Raw genomic sequence first — 13,730 nt, forward strand, 5'->3', positions numbered from 1 at the left:
CGCCATCCTTCCACGGCAGCGGCTCCAGCCGATCGTGGATATCGGGGAACACGGCGGGCCGGTTTCTCGGGTACGCCGTCCGATTCCCGCCAGCACCGGGCGGGCCCGCGGGGGACCGTGGACGCATGACGACCTACACACCGCTGCCCATTCCGCCCGCCGTGCTGAAGGAACTGCGCGAGACCGACGACGCCGGGCGGCCCGCCGAGCCGTACACCGCACGTGCGGACGGCGTCCCCGTGGACTGCGTCGGCGCCCTGCTGCGCTGCTGTCTGCGGGAGACCCGGGCCGGGGAGCGGGTGGCGCTGGTGTCGTACGCGCCGCTGCGGCGGTGGGCGGCGGAGACCGGGGCCCGGCCCGGGGCGTACGACGAGCAGGGCCCGGTGTTCATCCACGCGGAGGACTGCGGGGGCCCGGACGCCGGCGCGGGCCGGTACTCCTTCGCCCGCCACGGCGCGCTGCGCGTGCTGCGGCGCTACGACGCGGTCGGGCGGATCGTCGGCGGGCCGCTCTTCGAGATCCCCGAGGACGCCGCGGCGGGCTTCGACGCGGCCCTGGACGAGGCGTTCGCCGACCCGGAGGTGGCGCTGGTGCACGTCCGGTCCGTGGATTACGGGTGCTTCCACTTCGAGGTGCGGCGGGGCTGACCGCCGGGACGGACGGCCGGCGAACGGCCCGGGGCCCGTACGGAGGGTGAGAACTCCGTACGGGCCCCGGCCGTCGGCAGGCGGGTCAGCCGCGCAGCTCCGCGGCGACCAGCTCCGCGATCTGCACGGCGTTCAGCGCCGCGCCCTTGCGGAGGTTGTCGTTGGAGACGAACAGCGCCAGGCCGTTCTCGACGGTCTCGTCGGTGCGGATCCGGCCCACGAAGGACGCGTCCTGGCCGGCGGCCTGGAGCGGGGTGGGGACTTCGGAGAGGGTCACACCGGGGGCCCCGGCCAGCAGCTCCTGCGCCCGGGCGGGGCTGATCGGCCGCGCGAAACGGGCGTTGACCTGCAGCGAGTGACCGGTGAAGACCGGGACGCGGACGCAGGTGCCGGACACCTTCAGGTCCGGGATGTCCAGGATCTTGCGGCTCTCGTGGCGGAGCTTCTGCTCCTCGTCGGTCTCGCCCAGACCGTCGTCGACGATCGAGCCGGCCATCGGCAGCACGTTGAAGGCGATCGGACGGACGTACTTGTCCGGCTCGGGGAACTCCACCGCCGATCCGTCGTGGGTGAGCTTGGTGGCGTCCTGCTCGACCACCTTGCGGACCTGCCCGTCCAGCTCCTCCACGCCCGCCAGACCGCTGCCGGACACCGCCTGGTACGTCGCGACGACCAGCGAGACCAGGCCGGCCTCCTCGTGCAGCGGGCGCAGCACCGGCATCGCGGCCATCGTCGTGCAGTTCGGGTTGGCGATGATGCCCTTGGGGCGGTCGGTGATCGCCTGCGGGTTGACCTCGGAGACGACCAGCGGGACCTCGGGGTCACGGCGCCAGGCCGAGGAGTTGTCGATCACGACCGGACCGGCGTCGGCGACCTTCTCCGCCAGCGCCTTGGAGGTGGCACCGCCGGCCGAGAAGAGGACGATGTCCAGCCCCGAGTAGTCGGCGGTCGCCGCGTCCTCGATGGTGATCTCGGTGTCCTGCCACGGCAGCGTCCGTCCGGCGGACCGGGCCGAAGCGAACAGCCGCAGCTGCTCGACCGGGAAGTTCCGCTCGGCGAGAATGCCCCGCATCACGCCGCCGACCTGTCCGGTGGCTCCGACGATTCCGACCCTCATGGGACTCCTTCTTTCTGACCTGACTTAGGTGTCTGTCCGGAACACCTGCTCAGTAGTGCCTCCATCATGTGTGTGACACCCGTCGCCTTGTCCAATCCATTCCATTCTGTGGCGGTCGAGGGGCCGGGGCGTGACGGATCGCACACGGCCGGCCGCAGTGCGTCGTGACCGGGTGGCGGTGCGCCGTCCCGTGGTGCCCGGGCGGGGCGGCCACGCAGCGTGAGGAGTGCGTGCGGTGCGTGTCGATCGCGGTGGGTGCTACCCCGTGCGGTGAACGCGCGGTGACCGGCGGTCGCACCCCGGGGCAGGGGCCCGTGGCGGTCCCGTGACCGGCAGCTCCCTGTGCGGTGATGGGTTCCCGGCGTTGCGGTGGCGTTCACGTCCAGGTCATTCCCGCTGCCAACCATCCCTGGTGACAGGGCAGTTGTGCCGCCGGAGGGCCGCGGGGGAGTCCCACCCCACGGGCCACCGGTCCCGGCCGCCTTCGCGTTCGCACTCGGGGAGCTCGCGCATGTCCCGCATCGGGTCCGCCACCACACGTATCGACCGCCGCACGTTCCTCGCCGCCACCGGAGCCGCCGGAGCCGCCACCGGGCTCGGCCTCGCCTTCGGCATCGGCCCCGACCGGGCCGCCCAGGCCGCCACCACCGTCACCCCGGGCCCGGCCCCGGCCGCGCCGATCGCCGTCGAGGCCCCGGCCGTCCCGCACGTCCCGTACACCCGGGGCACCACCCTCGGGGGCGTGGCCACCCCGCGCGGTAGTGGCACCTACCGGCGGCTGGGCGACGGGCCCGGCTGGCGCCGGGTGGTCCGCACCGAGCTGGCCGCCGCACACGGCGGGCGCGACCGGCGCCGGACCGCGCTGGCGTCGTTCGTGCAGCTCACCGACCTCCACCTGGTCGACGTGCAGAACCCGCTGCGCTACGAGTACCTGCGCGCCCAGACGGCCAGCGCCTGGCGCCCGCAGGAGGCACTGTCCGTGGCCGGGGTCGTCTCGCTGATCGAGCGGGTCAACGCGCTGCCGGGCGGGCCGGCCACCGGCGCCCCGCTGGCGTTCGTGATGACCACCGGCGACAACACCGACAACAACTCCAAGCTGGAACTGGAGTGGTTCCTCACCGCGATGAGCGGCGGCCGGATCACCCCCAACTCCGGCGACCCGCGCCGCTACGAAGGCGTCCAGAACAGCGGACTCACCCTCTACTGGCAGCCGGACAGCCCGCTGCGCGACGCCGACAAGAAGCTGGGCTTCCCGCACCTGCACGGCTTCCTGAACGCCGCGATCCGCACCGTCCACAGCCCCGGGCTGCGGCTGCCGTGGTACTCCACGGTCGGCAACCACGACTCGCTGCCCGGCGGCTGCTACGCACCCGGTGACCCGTTCTGGACGGAGACCGCCACCGGGCACCGCAAGCTGGAGACGCTGCCCGCCGCCGAGGCCGCCAAGGTCTGGAAGGCCGTCAAGGACGGTCTGGACCCGAAGGGCGCGGACTTCAAGCGGCTGCTGAAGGCGCACGCGAAGCAGGCCAGGACGGTCACCCCCGACGCGCGGCGCGCCCCCTTCACCCGCGCCGAGTACCTCCGCGCCCACCTCGACCCGGCGCACACCGGCCGCGGCCCGCACGGCCACGGCTACACCGCGGCCGCCCTGGAGGAGAACCGCCTCTACTACACCTTCCGGGTCTCCGACGACGTCCTGGGCATCAGCCTCGACACCACCGATCCGGGCGGCCACTACACCGGCTCGATCGGCGAGGCCCAACTGCGCTGGCTGGAGCGGACCCTGAAGGCGAACGAGCGGGGCGAGAAGGCGCATGTGCTGGTCTTCAGCCACCACACCAGCAAGACCATGAACAACACCCGGCCCGATCCGGCCCGTCCGCACGAGAAGCGGCACGGCGGCGCCGAGCTGGTCGAGGTGCTGGCCGCCCACCCCCGGGTCGTCGGCTGGATCAACGGCCACAGCCACCAGAACGAGATCGTCCCGCACGCCACGTTCTGGGAGGTCTCCACCGCCTCGCACATCGACTATCCGCAGCTGGCCCGGGTCATCGAGCTGGTCGACAACCACGACGGCACGCTGTCGCTGATCGCCACCCTCGTCGAGTCGGCCGCCCCGCACCGCACGGACTTCACCGACCTCTCCCAGACCGGCCTGGCCGCCCTCTACCGCGAACTGTCCTTCAACGCTCCCGAGGCCCGCACGGACCTGGCCGGCACGGCCCGCGACCGCAACGTCGAGCTGCTGCTGAAGAGGCGGTGAGGGTGCCGCGGGGAAGGAGGCCTCAGCGGGGCAGGGCCACCACGTACACCCCCGGTTCGCGGTCCGGGGCGGCCATCAGGGCCGTGCGGACGACGGCGGCCTGGTGGGCGGGGGTCTCGCGGAGGGTGCGGGGGAGGCAGCGGACGACGGTGATGCCGAGGCGCTCCAGATGTTCGCGCTTGTGGTCGAACGCGGAGTGCAGCGGGTCCTCCTCGGGCCGCGGGGCGCGGGTGTCGATCTCCAGGGCCACCCTGTGCTCGGGCCAGAAGGCGTCCACGCCGCCCAGCTGCGGTCCGCCCGGCAGCCGCAGGTCGACGTTCCACAGCGGGTCCGGCAGGTCGTGGTCGCGCACCATCGCGTACAGCCGCTGCTCGGCCCGTGCCCGGCCCTCGGCGAGCAGGGTGTCGACCGCGTCCACCACGTGCGGCCGGGTCAGCAGCCGGGCCCGGCTCAGCTCGCGCACCACCACCGGTGCCTCGCAGTGCCCGCCGCGCACCGCCTCGGTCAGCAGCCGGCGCACCGCCGAGGCGTCGGTGAGCCCGCCGACCGCATCGGCCAGGGCACGCGGCACGGGGGCGGTCGGCACACCGGTGACCTGCTGCGGAACCGGCAGCTCCACGGCCCGGACGATCCGCGCGAAGCCGGTCGAGCGCAGTCGCCGGGTGCGGGCGACCAGCACCTCGATGCGGTCCAGGGCGAGCAGTGGGGGCGTCTCGGCGAAGCCGTGCAGGGCGAGCGCCGCCAGGCCGGTGATCATCGCCTCGGCGGGGGCGTCGGCGGAGGTCTGCCGGGGCACCGTCGGCCCCCGGTGACTGGCGTACAGCAGCACCGCGTGCAGCCGTTCCTCGCTGGTGGGCGGTCCGGGGTGGAGCAGATAGATCCCGGGGAGCACCTGTTGCCAGCAGCCGCCGGGGCGGCAGCGCTCGGTCGTCTCGGCCGGTGTCACGCCGTGCTCGCGGAGCTGACGGGTCGTCAATACCTTGCGGCGGACTTCGGAGAGGTGGCGGAGGGGAAGGGGGGAGAGCGGGGTGTCGTGGTTCATGCCGTGGCGATTCCCGCGCCCGCTCCGCCCCCTAACCGCTGTTACACGCCCGTGCCAGAAACCGGACAATCCTGGGCTAAAGTACGGGCGTTCGACTGCCGAAAGGGCTGGTCGTCCGGGAGGTTACGGCCTCGCTCCGGCCGCCTCGTCACAAGCCTGTGCGCGCAGCGCCCGGGCCAGGTCGTCCCGCTCCTCCAGCACGATCCGGCGCAGCGCGGGCGCGGCCTGCGGATGTCCGGCCAGCCAGTCGTCCGCCGCGTCCAGGGTGGCGTGGTCCACCAGCCAGGCCGGAAACAGTCCACGCACCACGTCCATCGCGATCTCGATGGACCGCTCGCGCCACACCCGCTCGATCGCGGCGAAGTAGCGCGGCGCGAACGGCGCCAGCAGTTCCCGCTGGTCCGGCTGCGCGAACCCGGCGATGGTGGCCTCCACCAGCGCGTTGGACAGCGCGTCGGACTCCACCACGTCCGCCCACGCCTGCTCCTTGACCTCCGCCGACGGCCGGGCCGCCAGGCACCGCACCTGGTGGCGCTTGCCCGACGCGGTGTCGTCCCGCGCCAGCTCTGCGGCGATCACCGCCTCGTCCGCCACCCCCTGCGCGGCCAGCGGTGTGAGCAGCGCCCAGCGCAGCTCCTGGTCCACCTCCAGCCCCTCGATCGTCTCGGTGCCGTCGAGCAGCCCCTGTAGCAGCGCGAGGTCCGCGGGCGCGGCGGCCACCGCGGCGAAGTGCCGCACCCAGGACAGCTGGTGCCCGCTGCCCGGCTCCGCCCGCCGCAGCTCCGCCAGGGCGCCCTCGGCCAGCTCGCGCCCGGCGGCCTCCACGTGGTCCGGCGCGGTGTACTGCTCCAGCGCCGCCTGGGCCTGCCCGTGCAGCGACTGCAGGACGCCGATGTCGGTCTCCCGGCCGGCGAACCGCCGCACCAGGTCGAGGTAGTCCCGGGCCGGGAGCAGCCCGTCGCGGGTCAGTCCCCACAGCGCCGCCCAGCACAGCGCCCGCGCCATCGGGTCGGTCAGCCCGCCGAGCCGGTCCCGCAGCGTCGCCAGCGAGTCCGCGTCGAAGCGGACCTTGCAGTACGTCAGGTCGTCGTCGTTGACCAGGACCAGCTCGGGCCGCTCGGCGCCGGCCAGCTCCGGCACGACCGTCCGCGGCCCGGCGACGTCCACCTCGGCCCGGGCGTACCGCACCAGCGCCGGGTGGCCGCTGCCGGAGGAGGCGTCCTGCCGGCGGTAGAGGCCCACCGCGACCCGGTGCGGCCGCAGTGCGGGCTGCTCGGGGGCCGCCTCCTGGCGCACGGCCAGCTCCGCGACCCGTCCCTCCGCGTCGTAACTGACCTCCGGGGTGAGGGAGTTGACACCCGCGGTCTCCAGCCAGGCCCGCGACCAGGCCGCCATGTCCCGGCCCGAGGTCTCCTCCAGTACGGCCAGCAGGTCCGCCAGCCGGGTGTTGCCGTACGCGTGCCGCTTGAAGTAGCGCCGGGCGCCCTCCAGGAACGGCTCCTGCCCCACGTACGCCACCAGCTGCTTGAGCACCGCCGCGCCCTTGGCGTACGTGATGCCGTCGAAGTTCAGCTTGGCGTCCTCCAGGTCACGGATGTCGGCGGTGACCGGGTGGGTGGACGGGAGCTGGTCGGCGCGGTAGGCCCAGGCCTTGCGGCGGTTGGCGAAGGTGATCCAGCCGTTCGCGAAGCGGGTCGCCTCCACCAGTGCGAAGGCGCCCATGAAGTCCGCGTAGGACTCCTTGAGCCACAGGTCGTCCCACCACTGCATGGTCACCAGGTCGCCGAACCACATGTGCGCCATCTCGTGCAGGATGACGTTGGCCCGCCGCTCGTAGGACGCCTCGGTGACCTTGCCGCGGAAGATGAACTCCTCGCGGAAGGTGACGCAGCCCGGGTTCTCCATCGCGCCGAGGTTGTACTCGGGCACGAACGCGGTGTCGTACTTCCCGAACGGGTACGGGTAGTCGAAGTGGTCGTGGAAGAAGTCCAGGCCCTGCTTGGTGACGAGGAAGACGTCGTCCGCGTCGAAGTGCTTGGCCAGGCCCTTGCGGCAGAGCGCGCCCAGCGGGATCTCCAGCTCGGTGCCGTCGTCGAAGGTGCGGCGGTAGCTGTCGGAGACGTAGTGGTACGGCCCGGCCACCACGGCCGTGATGTACGTGGAGATCGGCTTGGTCGTGGCGAACCGGTGCAGCCCGCCCTCGGCGGAGCCCTCCCGCGCGCCGTTGCTGAGCACCACCCACCCCTCGGGGGCGGTCACCTCGAAGGTGAACGGCGCCTTCAGGTCCGGCTGTTCGAAATTCGCGAAGACCCGGCGGGCGTCGGCCGGTTCGTACTGGGTGTAGAGGTAGACCTCGCCGTCCTCGGGGTCCACGAAGCGGTGCAGGCCCTCGCCGGTCCGGCTGTAGGCGCACCGCGCGTCGACGACGAGGGTGTTCTCGGCGGCCAGGCCGTCCAGCGTGATCCGGGTGCCGTCGAAGACCTCGGCGGGGTCCAGCTCCCGGCCGTTGAGGGTGACCGAGGTGACCTCCGGCGCCAGCAGGTCGGCGAAGGTGCCGGCGCCCGGCTCGGCGCAGCGGAAGCGGATCGTCGTGCGCGAGCGGAACGTGGCCGCGGCGTCCCCCTCGGCGACCGCTGAGCGGACGTCCAGCGCCACGTCGTAGGCGTCGACGCTCAGCAGCCGGCCCCGCTGACGTGCCTCGTCCCGGGACAGATTCTCACCTGGCACGACGTGACTCCCTCGTCCTCGTCTCGAATATCGAACACGGGGAATCATGGCACGCCCGCCCGCGGTTGAACCGTCCGCGGCAGAACACCACAGATGCACACCGCTCTCACGAGGAGACGACGACGTGTCCGACACCCCGAAGACCCCAGCAGACTTCTGGTTCGACCCGCTGTGCCCCTGGGCCTGGATGACCTCCCGCTGGATGCTGGAGGTGGAGAAGGTCCGCCCGGTGGAGGTGCGCTGGCACGTGATGAGCCTGGCGGTCCTCAACGAGGACAAGCTCGACACGCTGCCCGAGGAGTACGCCGAGAACATGCGCCCCGGCGGCAAGGCGTGGGGCCCGGTCCGCGTGGTGATCGCCGCGCAGCAGCTGCACGGCGACGAGGCCGTCGGCAGGCTCTACACCGCGCTCGGCACCCGCTTCCACAACGAGGGCCTCGGGGTGACGCCCGAGAGCATCGCCGCGGCGCTGGCCGACGCGGGCCTGCCCGCCGAGCTGATCGAGTACGCCGACAAGGACACCTACGACAAGGAGCTGCGCGCGTCCCACAAGGCGGGCATCGACCTGGTCGGCCAGGAGGTCGGCACCCCGGTCATCGCCGTGCCGGGCGCGGACGGCGACCAGATCGCCTTCTTCGGCCCGGTCGTCACCCCCGCCCCCAAGGGCGAGGAGGCCGCGAAGCTCTGGGACGGCACGCTGATGGTGGCGTCCATCCCCGGCTTCTACGAGATCAAGCGGACCCGCACGCAGGGTCCGGTCTTCGACTGAGCTCGGCACCCCCGTACCGCCCGCATGGGCAAGGCCCCACGAGTCACGTCCTCGTGGGGCCTCGCCGTTTTTCCGCCTGCCAGGTGAAGGGTGAGAAGACGATCACGAGGCAGGAGCCTGCAGGAGCGTTACGGCGCCAGCAGCAGGTTGTGCGCGCGCTCCTTGGCCGACGTGTACCGCTTCGCCACGTCCTGCCAGTTCACCACCCGCCACATGGCCTCGATGAAGTCCACCTTCTGGTTCTTGTACTGCAGGTAGAACGCGTGCTCCCAGGCGTCGAAGACCAGGATCGGGACCGAGCCCTGGCCGACGTTGCCCTGGTGGTCGTAGACCTGCTCGACGATCAGCCGGCCGGTGACCGGCTCGTAGGCCAGTACGCCCCAGCCGGAGCCCTGGGTGGTCGCCGCGGCCTTCGACAGCTGCGTCTTGAACTTGGCGAACGAGCCGAAGGACTCGGCGAGCGCGTCGGCCAGCTCGCCCACGCCGTCCTTCTCCAGCGGCTCGCCGCCGCCGTCACCGCTCATGTTGTGCCAGTAGATGCTGTGCAGGATGTGGCCGGAGAGATGGAACGCGAGGTTCTTCTCCAGGCCGTTGATGCTGCCCCACTGGTCCTTGTCGCGGGCCTCGGCGAGCTGCTCCAGGGTGTCGTTCGCGCCCTTGACGTAGGCCGCGTGGTGCTTGTCGTGGTGCAGCTCGATGATCTCGGGGCTGATGACCGGTGCCAGCGCCGAGTAGTCGTACGGAAGTTCAGGAAGTGTGTAGGTGGCCATGCCGATCCCGCCTCCAAGCTGCGTCAAAGCAGTAGTTGCAATCGATGTGCAAGAGCACGCTATCAGCAGGAGTGGTCTACGGCCGGGTACGGGACGGGCCCGGGGCCAAAGACGTAAGGCGGGGCGGGACCTCGGATGGAGGTCCCGCCCCGCCTCGGGAATGCCGGGATGCCGGGATGAGCGCCGGTGCGCGGCCCTTACGTGGGGCCGCCCCCGGTCAGTGGTCGGACGGCTCGCTCTGCTTGCTGCCGACCGCCTGCTGCCGCAGCAGCCCGATCAGGGCCAGCACGGCCCCGAAGCCGCCGGTGAACAGCAGCTGGATGCGCTGGTTCTCGTCCCGCAGCATCAGCAGCAGCACGGCGACGATGCCCGCCAGCGCCACCCACGTCAGCACCGGGAAGGCCCACATCTTCACCACGAGCTTCTCCGGCGCCTCCCGCTCCAGCCGGCGGCGCATCCGCAGCTGGGCGACCGCGATGAAGCCCCACACCACCAGGACGGCGGCGCCGACCATGTTCAGCAGCCACTGGAAGACCGTGGTCGGCCACAGGAAGCTGAACAGCACCGCGAGGAAGCCGAACGCCGAGCACATCAGCACCGCGCGGCGCGGCACCCCGCCGCTGACCCTGCCCAGCACGGCCGGGCCCTGCCCGCGGGAGATCAGCGAGTACGCCATCCGGGACGAGCCGTAGAGGTTGGCGTTCACCGCGGACAGCAGCGCCACCAGGATGACCACGTTCATGATCTGGCCGGCCGCCGGGATCTTCAGGTAGTCCAGGACCGCCACGTACGGGCCGGACTTGGCGATCGACGGGGCGCTCCACGGGATGACGGTGACGATGACGGCCATCGAACCCACGTAGAACAGGGCGATCCGCCACATCGCGGTGCGCACCGCGCGGGCCACCCCGCGCACCGGGTCCTTGGACTCGGCGGCCGCGATGGTCACCGTCTCCAGACCGCCGTACGCGAACACCGACGCCAGCAGACCGACCATCAGGCCGTCCACGCCCTTGGGCAGGAAGCCGCCGTCACCGGTGAGGTGCGCGGCGCCGGGCGCCTGGGTGCCGGGCAGCAGGCCGAGGATCGCCAGCACGCCCAGGACCAGGAAGATGCCGATCGCGGCGACCTTCAGTGCCGCGAACCAGAACTCGAACTCACCGAAGTTGGAGACCGCGGCCAGGTTCGTCCCGGTGAAGATCACCATGAAGATCAGGACCCACATCCACGGCTCGGTGGAGGGGAACCACTGGTGCATCACGTCCGCCGCGCCCAGCGCCTCGGCGGCCACCGCCACGCACAGCAGCGCGGTGAACATCCAGCCCACCGTGAAGCCGGCCCAGGAGCCGATCGACCGCTCGGCGTGCACGGAGAAGGAGCCGGAGGCCGGGTTGGCCGCGGCCATCTCGCCGAGCATCCGCATGACCAGCATGACCAGGGCGCCGGAGACGGCGTAGGCCAGCACGATCGAGGGGCCGGCCGCCGCGATGCCCTCGCGGGAGCCGACGAAGAGGCCGGCACCGATCACCCCGCCCAGGGCGATCATCGAAAGGTGGCGCTGCTTGAGGCCGTTGGACAGCGAGGGGCCGCCGTCGGCTCCCGCTGCCAGGTCGGTCTGCTCGCGCGCGGGTGCGGCGGACGGGGGTGTCCGATTCATGTCGTACCTGTCCCAGTAGGTGAGAGCGGAGCAAGAGCGTTACTGCGTTCTCCCGGTGCCGCGACCGGCGCGACGTGCTGCCGGACCCCCGGGCCCCTGCCGGGGCAGGCGTGCGCGCAGGGCTGCCGACGGCTCGACTCCGGGGTCCTCGGCAAAGCTGGCTCAGTTTGGGCGCCGGTGTCCGCTCAGGGCAACAGTCGTGCAGCGAATGTTCGGTATTCAGACGTGATCGTGACCGTGCGTGCCTGAATCATCGTCGATTACGACACCCGGTCACGCCGGACCGGCCGCAGCCCGGGCCCGCCGGCGCCGGTCCCGCAGCTCCCGCCCGCCGGCCACCAGCAGCACCGCCGCGGTCGCACCGGCCGACCACAGCAGCTGCGGCCGGGCCGTGTCATCGGTCAGCATCAGCACCACGACCCCGCCCATGGCCAGCAGCGCCACCCACGTCAGATACGGGAACGCCCACATCCGCAGGGCCAGCTTCTGCGGTGCCTCGCGCTCGATCCGCCGGCGCAGCCGCAGCTGGGAGACGGCGATCAGCCCCCACACGAACAGCAGCACCGCACCGACCGCGTTGAGCATGTAGAGGAACACCGAATCCGGCCACTTCAGATTCAGCAGTACCGACACGAAGCCGAACGCCACCGACGCCAGCACGGCCCGGCGCGGCACCCCTCCCCCACTCTCGGCTTCGCTCGCGCGGGGGGACCCCCATCCCGACACCGCCAGCAGCCAGCGCGGCGCCTCGCCCCGCTCCGCCAGCGAGAACACCATCCGCGACGAGCCGTAGAGGTTGGCGTTCAGCGCCGACAGCAGCGCCACGAACACCACCACGTTCATGATCTGCCCGGCGCCCGGCACCCCGATGTGGTCCAGCACCGCCACGTACGGGCTCTGCCCCGGCCGGATCGACGACCACGGCAGCAGCGCCACGATCACCAGCATCGAGCCCACGTAGAAGAACAGGATCCGCCAGACCGCGCTGCGCACCGCCCGGCCCACCGCCCGCGCCGGGTCGTCCGACTCGGCCGCGGCGATGGTGACGACCTCCAGCCCGCCGAACGCGAACACCACGGCCAGCACCCCGGAGACCACCCCGGCCCAGCCGTGCGGCAGGAACCCGCCCTGCCCGGTGAGGTTCGCGGTCCCCACCGGCGCGGTGCCGGGCAGCACCCCGAAGGCCGCCAGCAGGCTCAGCCCGAGGAACAGCACGATCGCGGCGACCTTCAGCGCCGCGAACCAGAACTCGAACTCACCGAAGTTCTTCACCGCGGCGAGGTTGGCCGCGGTGAAGACGATCATGAAGAGCAGTACCCAGCCCCACTGCGGCACCGCCGGCACCCAGCCGTGCGCGATCCGCGCCGCACCGGTCGCCTCCACGGCGAGCACCACCACCAGCAGGAACCAGTACAGCCAGCCCACGCTGAACCCGGCCCAGCGCCCCAGCGCCCGCTCCGCGTGCACCGAGAACGCCCCTGACGCCGGCATCGCCGCCGACATCTCGCCGAGCATCCGCATGATCAGCATCGCCAGCGCGCCCGCGATCAGGTACGACAGCACGATCCCCGGCCCGGCCACCGCGATGCCCGCCCCGGACCCCACGAACAGGCCGGCGCCGATCACCCCGCCCAGCCCCAGCATCGTCAGATGGCGCTGCTTGAGCCCGGCGGACAGGGGTTCGTTCTCGCCGGCGCCCGCACCGGACGCGGTCGGCCCGGCGGTGGTCGGTGTCTCGTGCATGGGTGCGTAACTCTCACAGGGGCGAAGGCGGCCGGGCACACGCTCCGGGCCGCCGGCGGGTTTGGGGGAACTCCACAGGTCACCGCGGGGCGGGCACCAGTGTCGCCGCACCCCGCGCGCTACCACAAAACCGGCGCCCGGAAGCCGCCCGCGCCGTGACGAGCATCACGTGACCTGCAAAGACGCCGCGCGCCCCAACTGAGGCGGGCATTCTGGCGGTTGTTCGGAAGTCTCCAAGCGGGCCACCGCGGCTTTGTCGCCGCCACACGATGATCAGCGGCCGCCCGCTGGACTAACGTCACAGCGTCCCGACCCGTCCCGATCACCCTCACACCCGCGGAGTCCCGATGAGCACCGCCGCCCTCACCCGCCCCGGCACCGTCCTGGCCGACCTGCTGCCGGCCGCCACCGCCTCCCGCGCCCGCGTCCGCGACGCCGCGCTGGTCGCCGGCGGCGCCGTGCTCACCGGTCTCGCGGCCCAGATCGCCCTCCCGGTCCCCGGCTCCCCGGTCCCGGTCACCGGCCAGACCTTCGCCGCCCTCCTGGTCGGCACCGCGCTCGGCGCCCGCCGCGGTCTGCTCTCCCTGGCCCTGTACGCCCTGGCGGGCATGGCCGGCATGCCCTGGTTCGCCGACGGCTCCTACGGCATGGCCAGCCCCACCCTCGGCTACATCGTCGGCATGCTGCTCGCCTCCGGCCTGGTCGGCGCGCTGGCCCGGCGCGGCGGGGACCGCGGGGCGCTGCGCACCGCCGCCACCATGGCCGCCGGCACCGCCGTGATCTACGCCGTCGGCGTGCCCTACCTCGCGCTGAGCACCGGCATGCCGCTCGGCAAGGCCGTCGCCGTCGGCCTCGTCCCGTTCCTGTTCGGCGACGCCCTGAAGGCCGCGCTGGCCATGGGCGCGCTGCCGACCGCCTGGAAGCTCGCCGGCCGCCGCGACTGACCGCCGGCCGGACGGCACAAGGGCGGGGCCCGCACCGATCCCGGTGCGGGC

10 protein-coding genes are annotated in these 13,730 nt (G+C 72.4%); 4 read left to right on the forward strand and 6 right to left on the reverse strand.

Features of this window, described 5'->3' with window-relative positions; translation table 11 throughout:
- The first annotated feature begins 125 nt into the window (after positions 1 to 125).
- Positions 126 to 647, forward strand: coding sequence for a DUF1203 domain-containing protein (locus AB0G35_RS01705; protein WP_360941959.1), 522 nt, complete (start codon positions 126 to 128; stop codon positions 645 to 647).
- Between the two features lie 85 nt (positions 648 to 732).
- Here the strand turns inward: AB0G35_RS01705 and AB0G35_RS01710 are convergent, their stop codons facing one another.
- Positions 733 to 1,764 (reverse strand): aspartate-semialdehyde dehydrogenase, encoded by a 1,032-nt coding sequence (locus AB0G35_RS01710; protein WP_360941962.1) that lies wholly within the window; start codon positions 1,762 to 1,764, stop codon positions 733 to 735.
- Positions 1,765 to 2,275: 511 nt separating this feature from the next.
- On the opposite strand from AB0G35_RS01710, the gene AB0G35_RS01715 reads away from it, so the two are divergent.
- Positions 2,276 to 4,027 (forward strand): TIGR03767 family metallophosphoesterase, encoded by a 1,752-nt coding sequence (locus AB0G35_RS01715; protein ID WP_360941965.1) that lies wholly within the window; start codon positions 2,276 to 2,278, stop codon positions 4,025 to 4,027.
- Between the two features lie 22 nt (positions 4,028 to 4,049).
- Here AB0G35_RS01715 and AB0G35_RS01720 read toward each other — a convergent pair whose 3' ends face one another.
- Positions 4,050 to 5,069 carry a hypothetical protein gene (locus AB0G35_RS01720; protein ID WP_360941968.1) on the reverse strand — a complete coding sequence of 340 codons (1,020 nt, stop codon included), beginning with the start codon at positions 5,067 to 5,069 and terminating at the stop codon, positions 4,050 to 4,052.
- A 123-nt stretch (positions 5,070 to 5,192) separates the two neighbouring features.
- Positions 5,193 to 7,796: an aminopeptidase N gene (gene pepN / locus AB0G35_RS01725; RefSeq protein WP_360941971.1), complete on the reverse strand. Its 2,604-nt coding sequence runs from the start codon at positions 7,794 to 7,796 to the stop codon at positions 5,193 to 5,195.
- A 124-nt stretch (positions 7,797 to 7,920) separates the two neighbouring features.
- Here pepN and AB0G35_RS01730 point away from each other — a divergent pair, with 124 nt between their 5' ends.
- A complete protein-coding gene (locus AB0G35_RS01730) occupies positions 7,921 to 8,565 on the forward strand; it encodes a DsbA family protein (protein ID WP_360941974.1) in 645 nt (214 codons plus the stop codon).
- Positions 8,566 to 8,693: 128 nt separating this feature from the next.
- On the opposite strand, the gene AB0G35_RS01735 is transcribed toward AB0G35_RS01730, so the two are convergent.
- The 3 genes from AB0G35_RS01735 to AB0G35_RS01745 form a co-directional block, all read right to left on the reverse strand.
- Entirely contained in the window at positions 8,694 to 9,335 is a 642-nt protein-coding gene (locus AB0G35_RS01735; protein ID WP_360941977.1) for a superoxide dismutase, read from the reverse strand.
- A 217-nt stretch (positions 9,336 to 9,552) separates the two neighbouring features.
- Positions 9,553 to 10,992: an amino acid permease gene (locus AB0G35_RS01740; protein WP_360941980.1), complete on the reverse strand. Its 1,440-nt coding sequence runs from the start codon at positions 10,990 to 10,992 to the stop codon at positions 9,553 to 9,555.
- Between the two features lie 273 nt (positions 10,993 to 11,265).
- Entirely contained in the window at positions 11,266 to 12,735 is a 1,470-nt protein-coding gene (locus AB0G35_RS01745) for an amino acid permease (RefSeq protein WP_360941983.1), read from the reverse strand.
- 347 nt (positions 12,736 to 13,082) lie between these two features.
- Between AB0G35_RS01745 and AB0G35_RS01750 the strand changes: the two genes are divergently transcribed.
- Positions 13,083 to 13,679 carry a biotin transporter BioY gene (locus tag AB0G35_RS01750; protein WP_360941986.1) on the forward strand — a complete coding sequence of 199 codons (597 nt, stop codon included), beginning with the start codon at positions 13,083 to 13,085 and terminating at the stop codon, positions 13,677 to 13,679.
- The last annotated feature ends 51 nt before the right edge of the window (positions 13,680 to 13,730 follow it).

The sequence above is a fragment of the Streptomyces sp. NPDC021749 genome (genome assembly GCF_040640655.1).
Lineage (GTDB): Bacteria > Actinomycetota > Actinomycetes > Streptomycetales > Streptomycetaceae > Streptomyces.